25 protein-coding genes are annotated in these 21491 nt (G+C 59.0%); 12 read left to right on the forward strand and 13 right to left on the reverse strand.

What is annotated here, in order from left to right; genetic code table 11:
* Nucleotides 1–200 precede the first annotated feature (200 nt).
* From LIX15_RS07820 to LIX15_RS07830, 3 genes are all read left to right on the forward strand, one after another.
* A complete protein-coding gene (locus tag LIX15_RS07820; protein ID WP_227773180.1) occupies nucleotides 201–1544 on the forward strand; it encodes an MmgE/PrpD family protein in 1344 nt (447 codons plus the stop codon).
* A gap of 329 nt (nucleotides 1545–1873) precedes the next feature.
* Complete coding sequence (locus tag LIX15_RS07825) at nucleotides 1874–2209, forward strand: hypothetical protein (protein WP_227773181.1); 336 nt, start codon at nucleotides 1874–1876, stop codon at nucleotides 2207–2209.
* Nucleotides 2210–2527: 318 nt separating this feature from the next.
* Nucleotides 2528–2824, forward strand: coding sequence for a hypothetical protein (locus tag LIX15_RS07830; RefSeq protein WP_227773182.1), 297 nt, complete (start codon nucleotides 2528–2530; stop codon nucleotides 2822–2824).
* 48 nt (nucleotides 2825–2872) lie between these two features.
* Here the strand turns inward: LIX15_RS07830 and LIX15_RS07835 are convergent, their stop codons facing one another.
* Nucleotides 2873–3022, reverse strand: a complete 150-nt coding sequence (locus tag LIX15_RS07835) for a hypothetical protein (protein ID WP_227773183.1) — start codon at nucleotides 3020–3022, stop codon at nucleotides 2873–2875.
* On the opposite strand from LIX15_RS07835, the gene LIX15_RS07840 reads away from it, so the two are divergent.
* The 5 genes from LIX15_RS07840 to LIX15_RS07860 all read left to right on the forward strand — a co-directional run bounded on the left by LIX15_RS07840 (nucleotide 3007) and on the right by LIX15_RS07860 (nucleotide 5038).
* Entirely contained in the window at nucleotides 3007–3834 is an 828-nt protein-coding gene (locus LIX15_RS07840; RefSeq protein WP_227773184.1) for a phosphosulfolactate synthase, read from the forward strand. The two genes, LIX15_RS07835 and LIX15_RS07840, sit on opposite strands and share 16 nt — an antisense overlap.
* Nucleotides 3835–3976: 142 nt before the next feature.
* On the forward strand, nucleotides 3977–4480 hold the full coding sequence (locus LIX15_RS07845) for an MBL fold metallo-hydrolase (protein WP_227773185.1): 504 nt from the start codon (nucleotides 3977–3979) through the stop codon (nucleotides 4478–4480).
* Nucleotides 4467–4739 (forward strand): hypothetical protein, encoded by a 273-nt coding sequence (locus LIX15_RS07850; protein WP_227773186.1) that lies wholly within the window; start codon nucleotides 4467–4469, stop codon nucleotides 4737–4739. Before LIX15_RS07845 ends, LIX15_RS07850 begins: the two co-directional genes overlap by 14 nt.
* A gap of 28 nt (nucleotides 4740–4767) precedes the next feature.
* On the forward strand, nucleotides 4768–4920 hold the full coding sequence (locus LIX15_RS07855) for a hypothetical protein (RefSeq protein ID WP_227773187.1): 153 nt from the start codon (nucleotides 4768–4770) through the stop codon (nucleotides 4918–4920).
* Complete coding sequence (locus tag LIX15_RS07860) at nucleotides 4880–5038, forward strand: hypothetical protein (protein WP_227773188.1); 159 nt, start codon at nucleotides 4880–4882, stop codon at nucleotides 5036–5038. Before LIX15_RS07855 ends, LIX15_RS07860 begins: the two co-directional genes overlap by 41 nt.
* A 185-nt stretch (nucleotides 5039–5223) precedes the next feature.
* On the opposite strand, the gene LIX15_RS07865 is transcribed toward LIX15_RS07860, so the two are convergent.
* The gene (locus LIX15_RS07865; RefSeq protein WP_227773189.1) at nucleotides 5224–6798 is read right to left on the reverse strand and encodes an acetolactate synthase large subunit; all 1575 of its coding nucleotides are present in this window, start codon (nucleotides 6796–6798) and stop codon (nucleotides 5224–5226) included.
* Between the two features lie 315 nt (nucleotides 6799–7113).
* Between LIX15_RS07865 and LIX15_RS07870 the strand changes: the two genes are divergently transcribed.
* Nucleotides 7114–7911 carry a succinate dehydrogenase/fumarate reductase iron-sulfur subunit gene (locus tag LIX15_RS07870; protein ID WP_390185053.1) on the forward strand — a complete coding sequence of 266 codons (798 nt, stop codon included), beginning with the start codon at nucleotides 7114–7116 and terminating at the stop codon, nucleotides 7909–7911.
* 379 nt (nucleotides 7912–8290) lie between these two features.
* On the opposite strand, the gene LIX15_RS07875 is transcribed toward LIX15_RS07870, so the two are convergent.
* Nucleotides 8291–8569: a hypothetical protein gene (locus tag LIX15_RS07875; RefSeq protein ID WP_227773190.1), complete on the reverse strand. Its 279-nt coding sequence runs from the start codon at nucleotides 8567–8569 to the stop codon at nucleotides 8291–8293.
* Between the two features lie 642 nt (nucleotides 8570–9211).
* Between LIX15_RS07875 and ctaD the strand changes: the two genes are divergently transcribed.
* Complete coding sequence (ctaD, locus tag LIX15_RS07880; RefSeq protein ID WP_227776872.1) at nucleotides 9212–10957, forward strand: cytochrome c oxidase subunit I; 1746 nt, start codon at nucleotides 9212–9214, stop codon at nucleotides 10955–10957.
* Nucleotides 10957–11193 (forward strand): DUF6684 family protein, encoded by a 237-nt coding sequence (locus LIX15_RS07885; protein ID WP_227773191.1) that lies wholly within the window; start codon nucleotides 10957–10959, stop codon nucleotides 11191–11193. Before ctaD ends, LIX15_RS07885 begins: the two co-directional genes overlap by 1 nt.
* Nucleotides 11194–11234: 41 nt before the next feature.
* On the opposite strand, the gene LIX15_RS07890 is transcribed toward LIX15_RS07885, so the two are convergent.
* From LIX15_RS07890 to LIX15_RS07920, 7 genes are all read right to left on the reverse strand, one after another.
* A complete protein-coding gene (locus LIX15_RS07890) occupies nucleotides 11235–12257 on the reverse strand; it encodes a Gfo/Idh/MocA family protein (RefSeq protein WP_227773192.1) in 1023 nt (340 codons plus the stop codon).
* A 114-nt stretch (nucleotides 12258–12371) separates the two neighbouring features.
* Nucleotides 12372–13613 (reverse strand): outer membrane protein assembly factor BamB family protein, encoded by a 1242-nt coding sequence (locus LIX15_RS07895; RefSeq protein WP_227773193.1) that lies wholly within the window; start codon nucleotides 13611–13613, stop codon nucleotides 12372–12374.
* Nucleotides 13614–13706: 93 nt separating this feature from the next.
* Nucleotides 13707–15335 carry a putative glycosyltransferase family protein gene (locus LIX15_RS07900; protein WP_227773194.1) on the reverse strand — a complete coding sequence of 543 codons (1629 nt, stop codon included), beginning with the start codon at nucleotides 15333–15335 and terminating at the stop codon, nucleotides 13707–13709.
* A gap of 207 nt (nucleotides 15336–15542) precedes the next feature.
* Complete coding sequence (locus LIX15_RS07905; RefSeq protein WP_227773195.1) at nucleotides 15543–16802, reverse strand: ABC transporter permease; 1260 nt, start codon at nucleotides 16800–16802, stop codon at nucleotides 15543–15545.
* A gap of 132 nt (nucleotides 16803–16934) precedes the next feature.
* Nucleotides 16935–17366 carry a universal stress protein gene (locus tag LIX15_RS07910; protein WP_227773196.1) on the reverse strand — a complete coding sequence of 144 codons (432 nt, stop codon included), beginning with the start codon at nucleotides 17364–17366 and terminating at the stop codon, nucleotides 16935–16937.
* A gap of 113 nt (nucleotides 17367–17479) precedes the next feature.
* Nucleotides 17480–18778, reverse strand: a complete 1299-nt coding sequence (locus tag LIX15_RS07915; RefSeq protein WP_227773197.1) for an MFS transporter — start codon at nucleotides 18776–18778, stop codon at nucleotides 17480–17482.
* A complete protein-coding gene (locus LIX15_RS07920; protein WP_227773198.1) occupies nucleotides 18778–19215 on the reverse strand; it encodes a CopD family protein in 438 nt (145 codons plus the stop codon). The genes LIX15_RS07915 and LIX15_RS07920 overlap by 1 nt, the downstream gene beginning before the upstream one ends.
* Before the next feature lie 75 nt (nucleotides 19216–19290).
* Between LIX15_RS07920 and LIX15_RS07925 the strand changes: the two genes are divergently transcribed.
* Entirely contained in the window at nucleotides 19291–19926 is a 636-nt protein-coding gene (locus tag LIX15_RS07925) for a DUF8102 family protein (protein WP_227773199.1), read from the forward strand.
* 69 nt (nucleotides 19927–19995) lie between these two features.
* Here LIX15_RS07925 and LIX15_RS07930 read toward each other — a convergent pair whose 3' ends face one another.
* The 3 genes from LIX15_RS07930 to LIX15_RS07940 form a co-directional block, all read right to left on the reverse strand.
* A complete protein-coding gene (locus tag LIX15_RS07930; RefSeq protein ID WP_227773200.1) occupies nucleotides 19996–20394 on the reverse strand; it encodes a helix-turn-helix domain-containing protein in 399 nt (132 codons plus the stop codon).
* 97 nt (nucleotides 20395–20491) lie between these two features.
* Complete coding sequence (locus LIX15_RS07935; RefSeq protein WP_227773201.1) at nucleotides 20492–20974, reverse strand: DUF6691 family protein; 483 nt, start codon at nucleotides 20972–20974, stop codon at nucleotides 20492–20494.
* Entirely contained in the window at nucleotides 20971–21489 is a 519-nt protein-coding gene (locus LIX15_RS07940) for a YeeE/YedE family protein (RefSeq protein WP_227773202.1), read from the reverse strand. The genes LIX15_RS07935 and LIX15_RS07940 overlap by 4 nt, the downstream gene beginning before the upstream one ends.
* Nucleotides 21490–21491: the final 2 nt, after the last annotated feature.

The raw sequence follows: 21491 nt of genomic DNA on the forward strand, positions 1-21491 counted from the left end.
ACGCGACGGTACGGCGCGGCGGGAAAATAGAGGACGGACCAAACTGACGCGACTTCCGGCCCGCAAACCGTTCACTTTCGCGTGGCAGGGCGACCACGGTGAGAACAGTTTCTGGCCACTCCGGTAACGGCGACTTTCCGCCGCGAACCGCGCTGAACACCCGCGGGTGCTTTTGGTCGTCCCGGTTGCAGGGGTGTCGTATGACGACGACAGCAGAAATAGCGGCGTTTGTCGCTGAAATGGAGTTCGACGACCTCTCGGGGGAGTCCGTCGATGAACTGAAAAAGCGCGTTCTCGATTCGATTGGCATCGCGGTGGGCGCGATGGGAGAAGAACCGGTTGAAGCAGTTCGGGCGACGGTCGAGGAGATGAACGGCGAGGGGTGTACGCTCTGGGGCGGTGGAACGGCGTCGCCACCGGATGCGGCCATGCTGAACGCCGCGTACGTACGGTATCTCGATTACATGGATTCGTTTCTCGCGCCGGGGGAAACGCCGCATCCGAGCGACAACATCGCGGGGATAATCGCCGCCGGAGAGTACGAAGGACGTTCGGGGAAAGACCTGCTCACCGCGGTTGGAATCGCCTACGAAGTACAGGCCGAACTCGCGTGGAACGCGCCGGTTCGTGACCGAGGGTGGGACCACGTCACCCACACCGTCATTTCGGCGACCGCGGGGGCGGCGAAACTGCTGGGACTCACCCACGACGAAATCCAGTCCGCAATCGGTATCGCGGGAACCGCACACAACGCCCTTCGGGTGACGCGAACTGAGGGAATTTCGGAGTGGAAAGGGCTCGCTTCCGCGAACGCCGCCAGAAACGGCGTCTACTCGGCCATGTTGGCGAAAAACGGCGTCGAAGGACCGACGAACCTGTTTGAAGGCCGGAAAGGGTGGAAACAAATCGTCTCCGGCGATTTCGAGGTTGATTTTTCGCCGGGGGAGCACGTCCACGACGTGATGACGAAACAGTACGTTGCCGAGACATACGCTCAATCCGCCGTCGAGGGAATCATCGAGTTGGCTGAAGCTGAGGAGATCGACCCCGAGGACGTAGATTCGATTCACCTGGACACCTTCGCTGGCGCGAAACTCATCATCGGCGGGGGCGAGGGAAGTCGGTACGAAGTGGAGACGAAGGCGCAAGCCGACCACTCACTACCGTACATGCTGGCCGCGGCGCTCATCGACCGAGAGATGACGAACGCGCAGTACGACCCCGAGCGAATCAAGCGAGACGACGTGCAAGAACTGCTTCGCACTGTAGGGGTGGCGGAGGACGACGAGCTGACCGACCGGTTCGAGGCGGGCGAGATGCCTGCAGTCATCGAGATAACGATGGCGGATGGGACGACGCACCGCGTCGAAAAGGATGATTTCGAGGGCCATCCGAACAACTCGATGTCGTGGGAGCAGGTAGAAGCGAAGTTCGGACGGATGGCCGAGGGGAGATACGACCACTCTCGACGGGAGCGAATCGTGGAAACCGTGCTCCAACTTGAACATAACGATATTGCTGACCTCGTGGCGCTACTCGACTGATTTCGTCGCCAATCTCTCGTTAACCCCGAATAGTCACTGTCATATGATATCAGATGACAGTGCGGATGGGTTGACAATGCTGACATCTGAGTGTCATTACATCGGATAGTAGAACGACCATATTCGGTAAGCGTTTCCAAATCCTCCCCGTTTTATTCTCCGAAATTGGTCGCTTTGAGCGTTTTGGTTGCTTATACGTGGTTAGCCCCACCCGTCACCGCTGACGGCTGAATTGAACGGTATTGTGGGTTGAAATACAGTCGCGGCAACACGAGTAATTGGCTGACGCAGGGCGCGAAGATGTCCCGGTGTCGGCCGAGGTTAGAACTATGAAGAAAGCACTCAGGCTACTCATCGCACTGTCTATCGTCGGCGCGCTGTTCACCGCAGGATTCGCCGGCTCGGCCGCAGCAAACGACTACCACAAGGACAAACACGATAAGAAAGTTACTTATCAAAAAGCCGACGCTACGGTTTATCAGGGTCAGGACGTCGAACAGGCGAACGTGAACTATCAGGAGGACAACTACGCGATCTCGGCGGCCGTAGGATGGAATGATGGCGAAGCTGAATCCGGAGACGCCATCGCCGTCCAGTACAACGACCAGAACAACGACAACGTGCAGTACGGTGAAGCGGAAGCAGAAAACGAACACGAGCACTAACTGCAACTTCGGTGCGCGCTCGTCACCGAATTAGCGGGGGTAACTTCCCCCATCGCATCGCGTTTTTATTCGCGCCTTTCGCCGAAGAGCGACGGCTTTCCGTGTCGAAAGGTACGTAACTCGTTTCCGCGGTCACTTTCTCACGCATTCGGCTTCGTCAACGGTGTCCCCATCGAACACCCGTAATCAAGCGTACCGGTTTCGTGGTCGCCGAATAACAAAGGGCGAGTGCTGCTTCTATGCGCGTATGACCGACCGGGGGTCAGCGTCAGATAGTCAAACGATGCGTTCCGGGGCTACGCGAGGAGGAACGGAGCGATGAACTGGTTCGTCGGTGCAGGACTGCTAGTCGTGTTGGTGTTCGCCGTCGTGCTGGGTACGGCCGTGGGAACGACGGCCGAGAGTCCCCCGACGACAGAACCATCGATAGCCGTAACGGATAGAACGAATGTCGGTGGAGGCAACGCGAACCGCGCGATCGGCACTTCGGCAGTCGATACGCCGAGCGAATCCGTGGATTCCTGTGTCCCCGAGACGGGTAACAGCCTCCGGTGGCATCTCGAGCGATACGGCACTGGGTGTTCAAGCGAGCGAAGCAGTAGACGTCCCGTCTAGACGAATTCGCGCTCACAGGGTTCGTGAGCTGGAGCCGATGACTTCGGTTCAATTCGGATAGTCCGTACTGCCGTCAGCAGTCATCACCGCTTCTCGAGGATAAAAAACGGTCTGTACCGCGAGAATGAGCGTCCGCCCCAACTCCTTTTGTAGCTGTTCGTCGTACCGAAATCGGGGGTTCCATGACCGACAGAGCATTCGACTTTCTGCACGTAAACGAGCGCGAATCGAAACCACGCGAAAAGGGAATCACGGAGATGCGCGGACCGTACTACGACCCGATGGGACCGCGAGAGTTGCAGGATATCCTCGACACGATGGGCGAGTACGTGGACATCTACAAGTTTTCGGGTGGGTCGTTCGCCTTGATGCCCGAAGACGTGGTAGAAGAACTCATCTCAGTGTGTCACGACTACGATGTCCAAGTCTCCACGGGCGGGTTCATCGAAAACGTCCTCGTGCGCGACAACGACAAAGTTGAACAGTACGTAGAGGAGGCCGGAAACCTCGGCTTCGACATTGTCGAAATCTCCTCGGGATTCATTGCCATCAACACCGACGACCTCGTGGCGCTGACTGAACTGGTGCAAGATCACGGCCTGAAGGCGAAACCCGAAATCAACGTCCAGTTCGGCGCTGGCGGAGCTTCGGCGGTGGAGGAGTTGGAAAGCGAGGAGGCGATCGACCCGGCGAGCGCGATTCGGGAAGCCAATCGGCACCTCGACGCAGGGGCGTACAAAATCATGGTCGAATCGGAGGGCATCACTGAACAGGTGCGCGAGTGGCGCACCGACGTGGCCTTCGCAATCGCCAACGAGGTCGGCATCGAAAACTGCGTGTTCGAGGCCGCAGACCCCGAGGTGTTCGAGTGGTACATCAAGAACTTCGGGCCGGATGTGAACCTGTTCGTGGATAATTCCCAAATCGTGGAGTTGGAGTGCATGCGCTCCGGTCTGTGGGGGAAGAAGAGTTCGTGGGGCCGAGTGGTGTCCTACGAGGACGGCGAGTAAAGTCACACGGGTAACATAAAGTGGATGCGTATCAGTCCCGGCTGACAATTTCCCACATTTCTAGAAATTAGTAGATAATACACTATTCATCGTGGGAAAATAGTTTACGTAACGGACGCGAATTCTTATTACGACTGTTATATTGCAATTCAGCTTTCAACGCGCGAACCCATCGAAAGGGGGCGGATCTACACTCCTGCGCTTCGACGACGACCGAACTGCCTGTATCCTCGTCGATTCGGGTAACGGCGTTAATCTCGATACGCTTCTCGGCGCGAACGATTATTTCGATGCAATCGTCCTCACGCACGCCCACGTCGCCCTCTATCTGTCACTCGGCGACACCCTCCGCGACGGCGTGCCGATATACGCGTCACCGGCGACCGCATCGACGCTCGAAAGCGTTCTGGGAGATGGGCAGAAAAACTACCGCCTCGGTGGAATCGAAGACGTTTTCGATGCGGTCACCGGAATCGACAACTGGGTCGCCGTCACGAGCAAAATCGAACTTCCTCCGATTTCGGCGGGCCACGTTCTGGGTGCTGCTGGCTTCGCGATTCGATTTTCCGACGGCGACGCCCGGTCAACTCCTCGGCGGTGCGATTTCCCCGGTCGAAACCGCCTCCTGTACCGTGTACGACTATGAATTCCGAAATCACCCCGCCGAGGAAACCATCGATGAATTGATCGACCAACTGAACCTGACGAACGTCATTCCGGTGCACGCCAGTCGTCGGAGACTCAAACGATATCGAGGAAAGTACGATTCGACGTTCGTCTGGGCAAACGATGATGCCGAGGAGTACACGCTGTACGAGGGCGGCCAATGGTCCGCTCCGCCGTGGTTGAGCAAAGGTGCGGTGAGGGCGGTTCGGGCACAAGAGTGGCAGGCGAACGGGGGGTAGTCTCTTCGAGAATTTCGGTGGGCACAATTTGGATGCCGTGTCGCTCGAACGCAACGATTACGTTAACCTCAGGGCGGAGGGTATCGATGTAGAGCGATTCGACCGACGGTTCGACTCACGGCCGGCGATTCGCGAGAGTAATGATGCGGAGAGAGACGGCGGTGGAGGATGGGACGAATAGCGTCGAAACTGAGCTCTCACCCGAATCCACCGATGCCGATTTCCGATGGAACGTCATCGACCGACTCGACGACATCAAAGCGGCAGTTTCTAGCTCGCCGGTTCGCGCGGTTTCGTGAATGCTGGCGTGAGCGTGACGCTTCTCTGCCTCCCCGGAGACTCCGACCTCAAACACGGCGACGAAGTGGAATTGCGACTAATCGACAAATAGGGGTACCGATTCGTCGTTCAGCGCGCGAGAGTGACGGGCGGATTCGGATAGTCGTTCCGCCAGCGGATTCGTCGTTCTTCCCTTCTACCTCCTCTACATCGGGATTTCGACCAGCGTCATCTCGTCGCTTTCGACCGCTGAATTCAGGGTGTCGCCAATTTCGTCCCACGATTCCGCGCGAACCGCGTCGATACCGAAGCTTTCGGCGAATGCCACGAAATCCGGATTCGTCAGTTCAGTGCCGTAGTGTTCCTTGCGGTCTTCTTCCTGCTCTTCGGTGATGAGTCGGTATTCGGAGTCGTTGAACACGACTATCGTGTACCCACAGCCGAGTCGCGTCGCCGTCTCGATTTCCGCTGCGTTCATCAGAAATCCGCCGTCTCCAGTCGCGACCACGACGTTCGAATCGACCGCGAGGTCCGCCGAAATCCCGCCCGGAACCGCGATTCCCATACTGGCGAGTCCGTTCGAGATGATGACCGAATTCGGCTCGTAGGTCGGGAACGCCTGTGCGATGGCCATCTTGTGACTTCCGACGTCGGAGATGAGCACGTCCTCGTCGGCCATCGCTTCACGGAGGACAGGCATGATGTTCCGAACCGTCACTGGGTCAGATTCGTCCGGCGTGCTCGTCGTCTGTTCGACCAATGCCTCGCGCTGGTCGCGGTACCACGCATCGGGACAGGAAAATTCGACTTCGCCGAGCAGTGCGTCGAGTCCAGCGGAAACGTCGCAGACAATTTCCACGTCCGGATTGTAATGCTCGTACACTTCGGCCGGTTCGTGGTCGAGGTGGATGATTTTCTTATCGAGGTTCGGATTCCATTTTTCCGGGTCGTGTTCCGCGATGTCGTAGCCGACGGCGAGGACGCAGTCTGCCCGCGAGAGTGCGTCCGCCGATTCGCCGTTTTCGCCCGAATCGAGCGTAAACAACGAGTGGTCGTTCTCGTCCGAGAGTGCCCCTTTCCCCATGTAGGTTCCCGCGACCGGAACCGCGGTTTCGGACACGAACTCGCGGAGGCTGTTCGCGGAGCGCGTTCGAACCGCGCCGTTGCCCGCGATGACGAGCGGATGCTCTGCGTTTTCCAACAGTTCAGTCGCGCGCTCGACGGATTTTTGGTCGGGAGCGGGACGCCGAACTTGCTCCCGCGGTTCGAGCGGTTGGGAGTCCGTTTCCTCGCCCGCCACGTTTTCCGGAAATTCGAGGTGGGTCGCCCCGGGTTTCTCGTATTCTGCGAGCTTGAAGGCTTTGCGAACCGATTCGTTGATGATTTCCGGGTCACTCAACTGCGCGTTCCACTTCGTCACCGACCGGTAGGTGTGGACGATGTCGAGCGTCTGATGACTCTCCTTGTGGAGCCGTTCGAGACCGGCCTGTCCCGTGATTGCGACGAGTGGGCTTTTATCGAGATGGGCGTCGGCAACCCCGGTGAGGAGGTTCGTCGCGCCCGGCCCGAGCGTCGAGAGACAGACCCCCGCACGACCGGTCACGCGCCCATGAACGTCGGCCATAAACGCCGCGCCCTGTTCGTGGCGCACGGGAATGAACTCGATGTCGGAGTCGCGAATCGAAAACAGCACGTCTTCGAGTTCCTCGCCGGGGATGCCGAACACGTACTCGACTCCCTCGTTTTCGAGACACTCGACGAGTAAATCGGATGCTTTCATCGTCCGAAATACGTTGGAGGACGATTAGTTCTTGTTGGCACCTCGACCACGAGGCAGACTGTGATGGAGACCTAAGCAACTTGTTCGCGTCGTTTCCTCCCTTTGTACAGTTTCACGCTCGAAATTCGTCAAAAATGTGTATTACGGTGAAGATGTTTATTGCCGTCGAGCCCAAGATACACGCGGAAAGGGTTTCCAGTGAGTCACCAGGAACAGGAAACGGAGCAGTCCGAGGGACAGATGCGGGCGGAGGAACCGACGGAGGATGCGCAGGCAGAGGAGTTTCGGGCCAGTCAATCACCGCAGGAACGCCGCATGGCCGAAAAACGGCAACGACGGCGGGAAGCGCGCGAAGCCGAAATTCGGACGGAAGAGGAGACGTCGGCCGATACGGTTCACCTCAAGGTGTTCCGGTACGACCCGGAAGTTCCCGAGAAGCAAAAGCCGCGATTCGACCACTTTCATGTCCCATACGAGCGCGGACTGACCGTTTTGGATGCGCTCATCTACGCCCGCGACACGTTCGATTCGACGTTGACGGTGCGCCACTCCTGTCGGCAGGCCATCTGCGGGAGCGACGCCGTGTTCATCAACGGTCGACAGCAACTCGCTTGCAAAACGCAGGTTACCGAACTGGACGAACCGATACAGGTCGAACCGCTTCCGCATCAGGACGTCATCAAAGACCTCGTCGTGGATATGGAACACTTTTTTGACCAGATGCACGCGATAGAGCCGTTTTTCCAGACCGACTCGCTCCCTGACGATGAACTGAAAGAACAGCGCCAGTCGCGCGAAAATCGGGAGGAAATCAAAATGGCTACGCGCTGTATCTGGTGCGGTGCTTGTATGTCCTCGTGTAATATCGCCGCGGGGGACAACCAGTACCTCGGTCCGGCGGCCATCAGCACGGCCTACCGGTTCGCCATGGACGAGCGCGAGGACGAGGCGACGACCGAACACCGTATCAACCTCATGGACCAAGAACACGGCGTCTGGCGCTGTCAGACCCAGTTTTCCTGTACCGAGGTGTGCCCGAAGGATATTCCCCTGACTCAGCACATTCAGGAACTCAAGCGCGAGGCGGTGAAGCGAAACCTCAAATTTTGGTAGTCCGACGAAGTGAGTTTATTACCTCTTAAATCGTAGCTAACTGATATGAACGTCGAATCTCGTGGATGGGACGAACATATCGCCCGAAACTCGAAATTGTGGGCGATGGTGTTCGTCACTCTCTCGTCCGCACTGACGGGTCTTCTGTAGAGCGCCGAAGAGGCGGCATGGCTGGGAGTTCTTAGCGGGGCAGGCGTGACGCTGTATCTGTTCGCCGCCGCGAAGATGAACGAGTGGGCTTCCAGCGGAGACGACCACATCACTGCTTGTCCTGTTTATCGGCGCGAACATCACCATTGGCCTGTTCCTTGTCGCCGCTGTGAATCAGGTACTTTTCTCGCGGTGATTGGTTCAGTTTGTGTTCGTGGTGAGTGTAAACTCACGGAGCGACTGTCGCCTCTCCATATAGGGGAATCGTGATCAGAAGCAGTGCGATTGTACCGAGGGAAACAGCTCCGACGACTCGCAATCGCACGTTCGAGGGATTCGAATGGATGCTGTAGCCAGCGAGAACGAGGAATGAAACTTGGAAGAGAAATTCGAGATAGGAAGCATTGAGCCCGAGAACACCCCGAAGCACCAGTATAATTGCCGAAAGAACGGTCAGAACCGTCGCTACGACCGTAGAGCGCGACGTGGGACTGCTGGACTTGACCACAATCGCCGTCAGTGCTATATTGAGAAAAACGCGCACCCCGACAAGCGCAGTCAGAAACGCAAGATGTGATCAATTCGGAAACTGCCATTCGAACATGATGAGTACTTTTTCTAACAATTTATTGCTACTTTCACATGCTAAATCTGTCGGAAGGTTGCGCCAGCGCGTTCGCACGAGGGGAGCGAAGCGAATACCGTTTGTGCAGTCCCACGCTGGCGGGGGAGGAGCAGGGAGACTGGCGGTGGGGAGTCGTGATTTGCTACAGCACGATATAATCAAACAGGAGTAAGCGGATCACGACTCCAATGAAACCGCCCCGCACCGCGACTGCAGGCCCCACACATCCCCAACCGATTCGTTCATTCGTTGTCGCTCGTTCTCATCCCTCGCATGCTATCAGCACAGACCTTCGGAGGTGAACTCCTCAGGCCTGTATCAGCGCACGCCATCGTAGCTCGCTGGAATTCTGTAACTCGGCTCCCAGTCTGGATTTTGCACGCGTATTATCGCATTCAAGTCAGGTAATTGATTGGACGATACTTGTCTCGAAACAAATGACAAATGACCGAAAGGAATTACCCTGTTCCACCCAACTACTGTACGATGGCAGCGCTACCAATGGACTTGGTGCTTACCGTCCTGATGGGTGGGTTCTTACTCGCCGTTCTGTTCTTCGTCCTCCGGGTCGAAGACTGGCGGTCGTACACACCTGCGGGAGGGGGGCTGGGGCAAGTAGAAGAGCGACGCGTCGAATACGCGGAGAAACCGAGTGGAATCCTCCGCTGGCTAACGACGGTTGATCACAAGGACATCGGCATGCTGTACGGCCTGTACGCGCTCATCGCGTTCATCTGGGCCGGACTGGGCGTCGTCCTGATGCGCGTCGAGTTAGTCGCGCCCGACATTGACCTCATGCAGGCCGGATTCTATAACGCTCTTCTCACCACACACGGCCTCACGATGCTGTTTCTGTTCACGACGCCGATGATAGCCGCGTTCGCGAACTACTTCATCCCGCTCCTCATCGGCGCGGACGACATGGCGTTCCCGCGCATCAACGCCATCGCGTTCTGGCTCCTCCCGCCCGCGGCGATTCTCATCTGGATCGGGTTTCCGCTCGCATCGATAGCGGACATCCCGGCACCGCAGACGGCGTGGACGATGTACACGCCACTCTCGGCGGAGCAGCCGAGTCCGGCGACCGACCTGATGCTCCTCGGCCTGCACCTCTCGGGCATCAGCACGACGATGGGGGCGATCAACTTCATCGCCACTATCTTCACCGAACGCGACATCGAATGGCCCGAACTCGACCTGTTTTCGTGGACGATGCTCACGCAGTCGGGGCTTATCCTGTTCGCGTTCCCGCTGCTCGGCAGTGCCCTCATCATGCTCCTGCTCGACCGCAACTTCGGCACCACCTTCTTCGCACCGGAAGGTGGCGGCGGGCCGATTCTGTGGCAACACCTGTTCTGGTTCTTCGGCCACCCCGAGGTGTATATCATCGTCCTCCCGCCGATGGGGCTGGTCAGCCTCATTCTCCCCCGTTTCGCGGGCCGAAAATTGTTCGGCTACAAGTTCGTCGTCTACTCGACGCTCGCCATCGGCGTCCTCTCGTTCGGCGTCTGGGCCCACCACATGTTCTCCACCGGCATCGACCCGCGGCTTCGGGTTAGTTTCATGGCGGTGTCCATGGCAATCGCGATTCCGAGCGCGGTGAAGGTGTTCAACTGGATTACGACGATGTGGAACGGCAACCTCCGGATGACCGCGCCGATGCTCTTTAGCGTCGGGTTCATTCAGAACTTCATCATCGGTGGGGTCACCGGGGTTTTTCTGGCGGCGATTCCCGTCAATTTGGTGCTTCACGACACCTACTACGTCGTGGGTCACTTCCACTTCATCGTCATGGGTGCGATCGCGGTGGCCCTGTTCGCCGGGTTCTACTACTGGTTCCCGATTTACTCCGGGAAGATGTACCAGAAAAAGCTCGCTCACTGGCATTTCTGGCTGACGATGATCGGTTCGAACGTCACCTTCTTCGCCATGATATTCCTCGGTTACGGCGGCATGCCGCGACGGTACGCGACCTACCTCCCACAGTTCACGACGTGGCATCAGGTCGCGACCCTCGGGGCTGTTATCCTCGCGGTCGGTCAACTCATCTTCGTTTGGAACATCGTCCAGTCGTGGCTCGAAGGGCCGGTCGTCGAAGACAGCGACCCGTGGAATCTCAAAGCTGAAGGGATGGGGTCGCCCGAGTGGACGTGGTTCGAGAAGAAGCGCGAGACGGCGCTGGCCGACGGTGGCGGGGCGGACAGTCGAGAATCCGATGCCGGTGAGCGCGATCGGAGCGAGCGCGAACGTAAACCGGAGGATGATGTCTGATGGCCGAGACTGAAGCGGACGCGGATTCCGACCCAATCTTCGACCGCGAAACCCTGCTCGACATTTCGGTGAACCTCGTCCCGATGTTCATCCTCCTCTTCTTCATCGTTCTGTTCGCCGTCTGGACGCCGTGGGAGGGTCAACCGTTGATTTTCGCGATGTCCCACCTGCTGACCATCATCCCCTTCGTCCTGCTCGGTCTTCTGACGTGGATTGCGGCCCACTACGTCAGATAGCGACTGGTGAACCGGTCGAACGCAAAATTTCGTTCGCTCTTTCAATCCAAATCTATCGAAATTCGTTCCCCAGTTCGCGCCGATTCGTAGGCCGCCTCGGTCAGCGCGGTCACGGCGAACGCATCGCGGGCGGTCGCCGGAGGTTCCTTGCCGCTCTCGATGCAGTCGATGAACGACCCGGCTTTGCTCTCGTGGCGTCGGTTGTCCATGAACGGAACGACGGTCGTGCTGTCTGCCTCTATCTCCGTCAGCTGGCGCGGTTCCCACTGTCTTCCTTCGAGATAGAGCGCTCCATCGTCGTCCCAGATGTGGATGTGTTCACGCACGCAGGGCGCATCGCTGTAAACTGCAATGCTGGCAGATGCCCCACCTTCGAACTCAACGACGAGTTGCGCTCGTTCGTCCACCCGGTTTTCCTCGTCGGCGAACTTCATGTCTGCTTGCACCGAGGTCGGCTTTAGTCCGGTCGTCCACAGAACCGCGTCGATGAGGTGGCTCCCGGTGTCGTAGAGGTTGCCGCCGCCGGAGAGGTCGGGGTCGGTTCGCCACGTCTCCTCGAATCGGGAAATCCAGTTCTGCGTAATTTCGGCGCTGATGAACCGCGGCGTTAGATTCGTCTCGTCCCACCGCTCCCGCGCTCGGATGAACGCCTGATTGAGGTGTCGCTGGTAGCCGACCATCAGCAGTTGGTCTTCCTGTTCGCTTCGCTCGGCGAGCTCGCGCGCTTTCTCGCGGTCGGTCGTAAGCGGCTTGTCACAAAGGACGTGAAGCCCCTCGTCCAGCGCGGCCATCGTTTGCTCGTAGTGAAAAACGTGCGGAGTTCCGATGAGAACGGCGTCCAACTCCTCCGCGTCTAGCATCTCGGCATAATCTTCGTACCGCGATCCTTGGCCGACGTAGAGGGTATCTCCGGCCTCGTCTCGCGGCGGTTCGCTCACGTCCGCAATCGCGACGACCGTCGAACGTGGGTCTTCTTCGAACTGTCTTCCGACTGTCGTTCCGATGTAGCCGCCACCGATAACGCCGACGCGGAGTTTTTCGGGATTTGTGGTCGTTCCTGACATAATTTTCACCGTGCGAGGACAAAAATCCGTCCAAGCGTACAGCGGGGAGGGGCTTAATTCATGCCCTCGTGGCAACCGTTACGATTCGGATGAAATTGCAAACCGGCTCGACGTTCAGGATTCGTACGAGAGTGAGACGACCCGCCCGTCGCCGTAGATGACGTATATCTCCTCGGCACCGTCCCCGTTCAAATCCGCGAGTGTCGGATGGGTGTAAATAGTCACCGACCGCTCGTAGGTCGCCAGCACGTTGCCGGAATCCGGCCCGATGACGGTCACTTTCCCGTCGTTCGTGGCGGCCACGATTTCCGTCTCGTCGTCGCCGTCTACGTCGCCAACGATTGGCGGCGGGGTCATCTGTGTTTTCGTCGTCAACGACGTTTCCCACTCGACGCTCCCGTCGGTCGCGTCGAGCGCGAACAACGTTCCTTCTTTCGAGACGGCGTACACTTCCGGATTTCCATCCTCATCTCCGTCAGAAATATCGCCTACTGCGGCGAGCTCGCCGACCGACCGACGCCATTCGACGCTTCCGTCAGCTCCGTCGAGAACGACGATTTCGCCGCCCGAGGTGGCGACCGATATTTCGATTGGCTGGTCGCCGTCAGCCTGTCCGGAACCCATCCAAAGGATGGAGTCATCGATGTCGTCGTTCTGCCACACCGTTTCGTTGTTCCCGTCGGTGAGGACGACTCGGCCACCGTCCAAGGTGCCGATTCCAACTGCTAGTTCGGCGTCGCCGTCGGTATCGAAATCGGCGGCGGTCGGTTGGGCTAACACGCGTCCGCCGAGAGCGCGGCTCCACGCTTCGGTTCCGTTCCCCCGAACGACCGAGAGCTTTCCGTTCACGTCCACGACGGCGATTTCACGACCAGAGTCCGGTGATAGGTTCGCAACCACCGGTTGTGTGTAGCCGTAGTCTTCGAGTTCGTGACGCATCGCCTCGTCTCCCGAGCGAGCGTCGTAGGCCGTCACTCTCTCTTCCGTGCTCGCGGCGAGAACTTCCGGCGTGCCGTCGCCGTCGAAATCAGAAACTGTCGGGTCGGCGACGGCGTGAATCGTGCAGTTCGCGGGCGGAACCTGATGTCTCCAGACGGTGTTTCCGGTTTCGCTATCGAGTGCAAACAGGCCGCATCCGGTTCCGTTTCCTCGGTCGCTAATCGGCGCGAAAACGAACGACCGGTCCCCTATCGTGGCCGCCGCCGGTGCGTGGTGGTTTCCTTTCATGTCACGGCCGGTGTCGCTAACCCAGCGTTCCGAGAGGTTTCCGCCGTCATCTCCCGTGAACGCGACGGCGCCAAGGCCCGCGAGGACGGCGACGATGACGAGGAGGACTGCTCCGGTTGCGAAGCGCATCGGTTACGGTTGGCAGTCGCCGGGCAAAAGCCCTCCTCATCGGTGGCCGGATTCGAGACGTGAACCACGGTCGACGATCGGTTCCCGCCGCAGTTACATCGGTATCGGTCCCATCGTCCCCGACCGCGACGGATGCCAGCCGTCGGCCAGTTTGAAGATGGCGACCTCCTCGTTTTCGAAGGCGAGGTGATACTGTGACGATGTCATCATCCTCGACATCATTTCCTTCGGCTGTTCGCGTTGCATCCCGCGAACCGTGTAGGTGCCCTTCGGGATGTAGACGTAATCCGGATGCACGTCCATCTGCATCAGTCGCACCGTCAGGCAGTTCGAACTGTGACATCGCGATAGTTGGCGGAACTGCCGTAACTGGGTGCTGTACTGCTGATGCCCCTTCCATTCGACGCCCCACGGTGCTACCACCATCGTTCTGTCCGTCTGCTGTGGGAACCATTCGGCGGCATCGCCGAGAACGACGAACTCCGCCGACGGTTCGGTGTTCTTTTTCGTCCACTCCATCGCTTCGACGTCCCCGTCGTTCACGAACTGCGGGAGGGACGGACTTCCCGCGTGAGCGTTCATCCCGCCCGTCGCGTACAACGCGCCGCCGCTGAGGCTGACGGTCACCAGCAGTGCGACCGAGAACGTCACCACCGCCTCTCTGTCGAGTATCCTGAACGGTTCACGACGAAGCCACGGAATGAGTCCAACGAAGACGAACCGGGCGCTCACGAACGCCGCGATGAGGAATACGAAGCGGGCTTCCTCGATCGTCACGGCGATGAGCAACAGCCACGCCGGGAGGAAATATTCGCGCTTCAATAGAAGCCAGATACAGCCGACGACGGCGGTCAGATGCCATATCGACAGCAACGGCGATTCGTTGAACTGCTGTTCGACCAACCGCTCCAGCGTCGGAATCGTGTTGCCGATTCCGCCGTGAGTTCCCGCCGCGGAGGTGAACACGGTCGAACCGTGCGCGATCAGTACCGAACTCCACCACGGCGTCGTGAGCAGGACTGCTCCGAGACCGACGAACAAGCCCCGAAGTAATCCGTCGAACGACCGGTCGAACCGAACGTACAGCAGGAGATAGCTCATCACGAAGAAAATCGTGTACATCGGGTGGGTGAGAATCGTCAGCGTGAACGCGACGAGCGCGGGAACGAGCCATCTCGTGTCCGCCTCCCGGAACAGTTGTAATCCGGCGTAGATTCCGACGAGCGAAAACAGGAGAGCGGGGGCGCGAACGATGCCTCCAGCCGAGATGTGCCACTGCAAAACCGGCGGACTGACAGCGACGAGGAGCGTCGCCAACGATGCCTGTGGTCGTGACCCTAGCAAATCGCGCGTGAAAAAGTACAGCGGAATCAGGTACGCGATGCTGACCAGTCCGGGGAGATACTGCGCGATGGTGAACGGGTCGAGTCCGGTTACGTCGAGCAGCACGGCAGAAACGTAAAACATGAACGGCGGATACGCGAACGGCACCCCTTCCGCGGTGTAGCCAGGAATCGTTTCTGGAAGGACGTAGCCGTTTTCGCTGATGCGTTCCGCGATGTGGAGGTACAGCCCCGCACCGAACGACGGATATGAATGCGAACTCACGTAAAAATAGAAGATGCAAATTCCGGCAAGGAGTCCCGGAACGAGCCATGGCAGTTCGTATCCGAGTCCCCGCGATTCCTGCGTCGTTTTTGAATCCGTTTGATGACTAGCCATGGGTAAAATCGACTGGCCGCTCAAGAGCGCCTGGCGGCGGTGTTCTCGTTCGAAAAAACCATCGCAGGATTCACTCTTTGTTATCCAGTGGCTATTGGTGGGATACCGACGAATACTGACCGCAGAGTGATGGTAGGTGTCCGTTCACGCCGCGGTAACGGTGGCTTGCGGCGACCGTCGCGATCCGAAATCACAAAAAAGCGATAGTTACTCGTATCGCAGCGCATCGATGGGGTCCGTCTGCGCGGCATCCCACGCGGGATAGATTCCTGCGAGGACGCCGACCAGCACGCCCACTGCGACCGCGATACCGAACCATTCAGGGCGGAACGCGAGCGGCAGGCCGATAATCTCGGCGGCGACGTACCCACCGGCCAGTCCGACGAGTGCGCCGACCGCCGATCCGAAAAGGCCGAGCAGAATCGCTTCGAGCAGGAACAACTGGAGAACGTCGTTGTTTCGCGCCCCGACGGCTTTCATGATGCCGATTTCTTTGGTTCGCTCCGTGACGCTGACGAGCATGATGTTGGCGATGCCGATGGCACCGACGACCAGCGAGATGAGTGCGATGCCGGTGATGTACGCGGTGAACGTGTTGCTCACCTGCCTGACCTGATTGACGAGTTCGTCCTGCGTCGTGACCTTGAACCGGTAGCTCTCGGATTTTAGCTCCCGTGCGTCGGACTGTTCGCCGAGATACGTGTATACGCGACCCTGCACCGAATCAACCTGCGACGGACTTTCCGCAAGCACCAGCGCCCGTCCGTAGACGCGCTGGTTCTCGTTCGCCGAAGGACTGTACACCGTCCGCTGGTAGAACGGGTCGGTCGGCGCGTAAATTTGCGGCGACGCCTCGTCGCTGATACCGAGTGCCGACTGTTCTGTCGGTTCGACGATGCCGACTACCGTCGCGTTCACCTGTTCCCCTCCCGATGCGCGCGTGACGGAGACGGTGTCCCCGACGGTGACGTTTTCTTCCCCAAACATCCTCGTCGCCGGGCGATTCAGGACGACTTCCCGTTCGCCGCTCTGAAACGACCCGCCCGCGACGAACTCTTGATTTCTCACGTCGAAATACGGCGGGGTCGTCACCACGACCCACTGCCGCCCGATCGTCGAGTTGTTGAACTCGACGGCCGAAGCCGCGACGCCGCTCTCCGGGACGGCGGCCTCGACGCCCTGTAGCGACCGAATTTCGTCCATATCGTGTTCGGTGAAAACGGTTTGTCCTCCGCTTCCGAGGTCCGGAAGTCCGGTTTCGCTCTGCGACTGCGCTGATACGTACATCGTCGCCGCGTTCCCTCCCGCGACGGTGCTGATGATGTCCGCTTGTAGACTCGCGCCGAGCGTGACGAACGTGATGACCGCGGCCACGCCGATGATGACGCCGAGCGTCGTCAGCGTTGAGCGAAGTTTGTGTTCGCGAATGTTTCGCCAACTGATTCGAAGGCTCTCGAAGAGGTTCATCCGCCCCAATCGTTCATCGTGTCTTTCATTCTCTCGACTACCCGTCACGACCTACGATAGCATCCGTCAAAAGTCTATGACTGGAAACGCTAGCTTAAACGCTTGAAACGCGAGATTATCGGCGATTCGGGTTTACGACGGCTCGTCCATTCGAACCGTCAGCACCGGTCGTTCGGAAAGTCGAACGATTTTCTCCGTTACGCTCCCGAGGAGGTAGCGATCGATGCCCCGTCTGCCGTGCGTCCCCATCACGATGAGGTCGATGTCGTGGTCGTCGGCGAAATCGAGGATGGTCCTGTACGGCGTTCCGCGGGGAATCGACGTTCGAACGTCGATTCCCGCATCTCTCGCCCGCCGTTCGATGTCGTCCACCGCTTGCTCGCCCTCCTGCTGGAGTTCCTCGTACAGCATGTCCGCCCGAACGTCCGGCGGGATTGCGGTTTGGTCAACTATCGAGATGACGTACAGTCGCGCGTCGTAGGTGTCCGCGAGATTGATGGCCTGTTCGACGGCTCTGTCCGCCGCGTCGCTCCCGTCCGTGGGCAGGAGGATTCGATCGTACATCGCATCTATTTCACGTTCCCTATCGGCAAATGATTACTGGCGGCGTTCACGGAGCCCGGATTGGTCCGTCCCCGCACATAAAACCACGCCGGTTAGCGACAGTAATCTGTACCTCAGTCAGCGGGAGTCGTGCGTCTACCCACCTGCACAGCAGTCAAGAGTATGTAGCAGATGGGAACCATCAGTAGCCCACCGAGAACGAACGGAACCCAGTACGCCACCGCGGCGTACAGTCCGCCCGCCGCGACGGGACCGACCGCTCTGGCGATACTCCCCCCGCTCTGCGTGAGTCCGAACGCGCCGCCCTGTTCGTCCGCGGACGCGCTCTTCGAGACCAGCGTGTTGAGCGATACGTTTGCAAATCCGTTGCCGACCGCGAGGGGCGTGAGGACGAACAACAGCGCGAGCAGTCCGCCGGAAAGCGGACCGATGGTCGGAAATAGCCGTCCGATTTCGGGTGAAAACGGAATGGCGGCCAGCGTCACGAGTTCGAGCGAAACGCCGATCAGCGCGATGGTTCGCTCGCCGAATCGGTCGGTGAGCCGCCCGATGAGCCCCCCTTGTACGATGGCGATGACGACGCCGACGTACGCGAGGACGTAGCCGTTCATCGTCGTGCCGTAGCCGTACTTCTGCTCCGTGAACAGCACGAACATGCTCTCCATCCCCGAGAAGGCGAGCGAGAGGAGGAAAAACGAGACGACGAGTCCCGACAGCGCCGGGTCGGAAAGCGAATCGAACAAACGTGCGAGTCTGGGTGTTTCGAGCATTCCGGACGGTTCCCTCTCCGCGGAGCGCTTGGTTCGCGTCTCCGGAAGGACGAAAAACGCGACGGCGAGGTTTAGCGCGCAGATTCCCGCGGCGAGGAAACTCGGGAGCGAGAACCGATTTATCGGAACCATTTCGGGCGACAACCCGCGAACGAATGCGATTGCGGCGTCGCTCGAAGCGAGTCCGCCGAGCGCCGGGCCGAACACGAACCCCAATCCGAACGCCGCACCGATGAGGCCCAATCCCTTCGCGCGGTCTTCCGGCGGCGTGACGTCCGCGATGTAGGCCTGTGCGGTTGCGATGTTGCCGCCCATCGCGCCCGCGAAGAGTCGCGCGAGAAAGAGGACGGCGAGACTTTCGGCCAATCCGAACAGCGTCCACGCGAGGACGCTTCCGAACAGCGATAGGAGGAGAATGGGTCGTCTGCCACTTTCGTCGGAGAGTCGTCCGAGAATCGGTGCAAAGACGAACTGCGTAATCGAGTAGGAGGCGAGAAGGAGGCCGACGACGAGTTCGTTCGCGCCGAACTGCGTGGCGTACAGCGGGATGATGGGAATCAGGATACCGAACCCGAGTAGGTCGACGAAGACGATCGCGAACACCGTCGCCAGCGCGTGATTCGAACCGGTTCCCTCGGCCATTACAATCTTCCGGCGACGATGAGGAGGCCGACGGCCACGACGCCCGCGGCGTAAAACCACGTCGCGTAGGCGGAGGCAGCGCGCATCGCGCCGTCGTCCAGATTTTTCATCAGGCGACTACTCGCGGCGTGGCTCAGGCCGGTCAGGACGAACCAGAGCGCGACCATGGTGAGGACGAGGTGACCCCGCGAACTCCCGCCGAGGAGTTCGACGGTGTACCGCGTCCCGGCGAGATGTCCGCCGGTGGTAAACAGGACGAGTGAAGCTAGCATGGAAAACCGCGAGAACCGTTTGGTGAGCCATCTGAGGCCGTCGGTGCCGAGATGGCCTTTCCGGGCCGCGGGAATTACGAGGACCGCCATGAACAGCGTCCACCCGGCCCAGACGCCAGCGAAAACGGTGTGTAAAACCTGCATCAGTACGTCGATTAGTGCCATTTTCCGGAGGTTGTCACAGACTCCTCAAATAGCTTCGGATGGAAGTCGATACTGTATAATCCGATTCCGATTATGATGTCGAAAACAGACAGAGGGCGTGAGGTCTTATCGCCCGCTGACAGAGCGTATCTGCTCGGCGAGGCGGAGATGGAACACGATCAATCGAAGCGCAACGTGGAGGCGCGAATCCGTCAACGCGTTACCGATGGTATCCTCGATTTTTCCATCCTCGTTCACCATCTGAAGAAGAAAGACCGAAGACAGATTTTCCGCAGTGCGGAAGACGACGCGTTCATGAACGGTTTGATGGCGATGTTCTCGTTTACGTACATTGGAATGCGAGAAAGTAGCGTCGAGTTCGCGCACACGCTGGAGCCGGCGGTTCGCAAAGCGGAGGAGGTTCACGCCGCGGACACGCTCGGACAGACGGTTTCCGTTGACGTGCAGTTCGACGTCGAAACGGAAATTGAAACTGTAGTGGCCGACGTGGTGGACTCCATCGACGCCGGAAAGCCGGTAACGCCTGCGGAACTGTTCTCGGCGATGGTCGGCAGTACCGTGCTCGACGACGCAGACGAAGTGCTCCTTCAATTGGGCACTGACGACGGTCTGTTCAAAGAAGAGGATTTCGTGACCCACTTCGCAACCTATCACGATGCCGAACTGCGATGGCTTCCATACTATCGCGTCAAAGCCGTGATAGAAGAGTAGACGATAGAATCCGTCGTATTGCAGCAGTTAAGCCGTCGATTCCGAACAGTGGCGGCGGTTCGAATCGGGCTAAACGGGTTTTCCGGGTCGTTCGGTTTCGTCGTACTTGTCCTCGAACTCCTGAATCAGTTGTCCCATCTTCGCGTACCACTCGTTCAGCATCCGCTGCATCTCGTGTGACACTTCGCCGGGGTTGGTCGGTCGGTAGACGTGATAGTAGCCGCCTTGATCGTAGTTTACCTGCTCTTTCTGGATAAAACCGGCCTGAAGGAGACGCTGGATGGAGCGGTAGGCGGTCGAACGCTCGCGCTCGATTCGCTCCGCGATGTCGTCGATGGTCAGCGACTCTTCGCTCTCCACGACGACCTGATAGCAATGCCTGTCGAGTTCTTTCAATCCGTGTATACACTCCAACAGACCTTCACACTCCATATCCTGCTGAAGATACTCCGCCATCGAGTTTGCCATTGTCTACGCGAAAGTTGGTCGCTGAGACGTAAAAGGATTTTGCAAGGTTTTCACAACACTCTATCGATGGGGGTTCCACGGACGCGCTCTGGTTCGATTAGTCTCCGCTGGTTATCGAGTTCACGGCCGTTGAACGGCGTTTTCGCCACAACCCTTGGAGATACGCACCGACGAACATCCCGCTGATTCCGAACAGGATGCGGTAGTTCCCTAACCCGACGCTGGCGTAGGCTGCTCCTGGACAGATGCCCGAGATACCCCACCCGACGCCGAAGATGGCGCCGCCGCCGAGCACGTTTTTGTCGAACGATTTCAGTCGTCTGGCGTACGGTTTACCGGTTAGTGGCGCTCGTCTCGACAGGCGGGTTGCGGCGGCGAACGTCGTGCCGGTGACGAACGCCGCACCGCCCATGACGAACAGCAGGCCGAAATCGTCGAACTGGAGGAACTGGAGGACGACTTCGGGTTTGGCCATCTGGCTGAAGCCGAGTCCGAATCCGAAGATGCCGCCGCCGCCCAGTATCAGGAGCATGAACAGCGGCCCGCGTTCGTTCCGTCCCGTGCTTTTCGTCCCGCTCATGGCGACACCCCCATTCCAACCGCCTGCATCAGCTGTGCGGTTCCAATTGCAATCGTCATGAACGTCGCCACGTTGACGATGGAGGTGGACGACGCCGACCCGACGCCGCAGACGCCGTGGCCGGACGTGCAGCCCTTTCCGATACGCGTTCCGATGCCGACGAGGACACCCCCGCCGAGGAGACGCCACCACACCACGTCGGTCGTCCAGATTTCGCCGTGGAAGGCGGCCTGATAGATGACCGCGCCGCCGACCACTCCGAGCGTGAAGACGACGCGCCAATCGCGGGAGGCGAGATATTTCGCCTTCTGAAACCGCGGTACGTCGGAGACGTATGAGAGCGTCGTTTCCAAGAACGTACTCGCTCCGGCGATAATTCCCGAGCCGAGGTAGATGACGGCGACGCCGAGTCCGATGAATACGCCACCGATGGCGTAGTGGGAGACGCCGTTCGGGAACAGCTCTGCGAACGTGAGTGCTGGCATGAGTGCCGATAGTAGTGACGGAATTTCCATCT

The organism is Haladaptatus pallidirubidus (assembly GCF_020700235.1).
Taxonomy (GTDB): Archaea; Halobacteriota; Halobacteria; order Halobacteriales; family Haladaptataceae; genus Haladaptatus; species Haladaptatus pallidirubidus.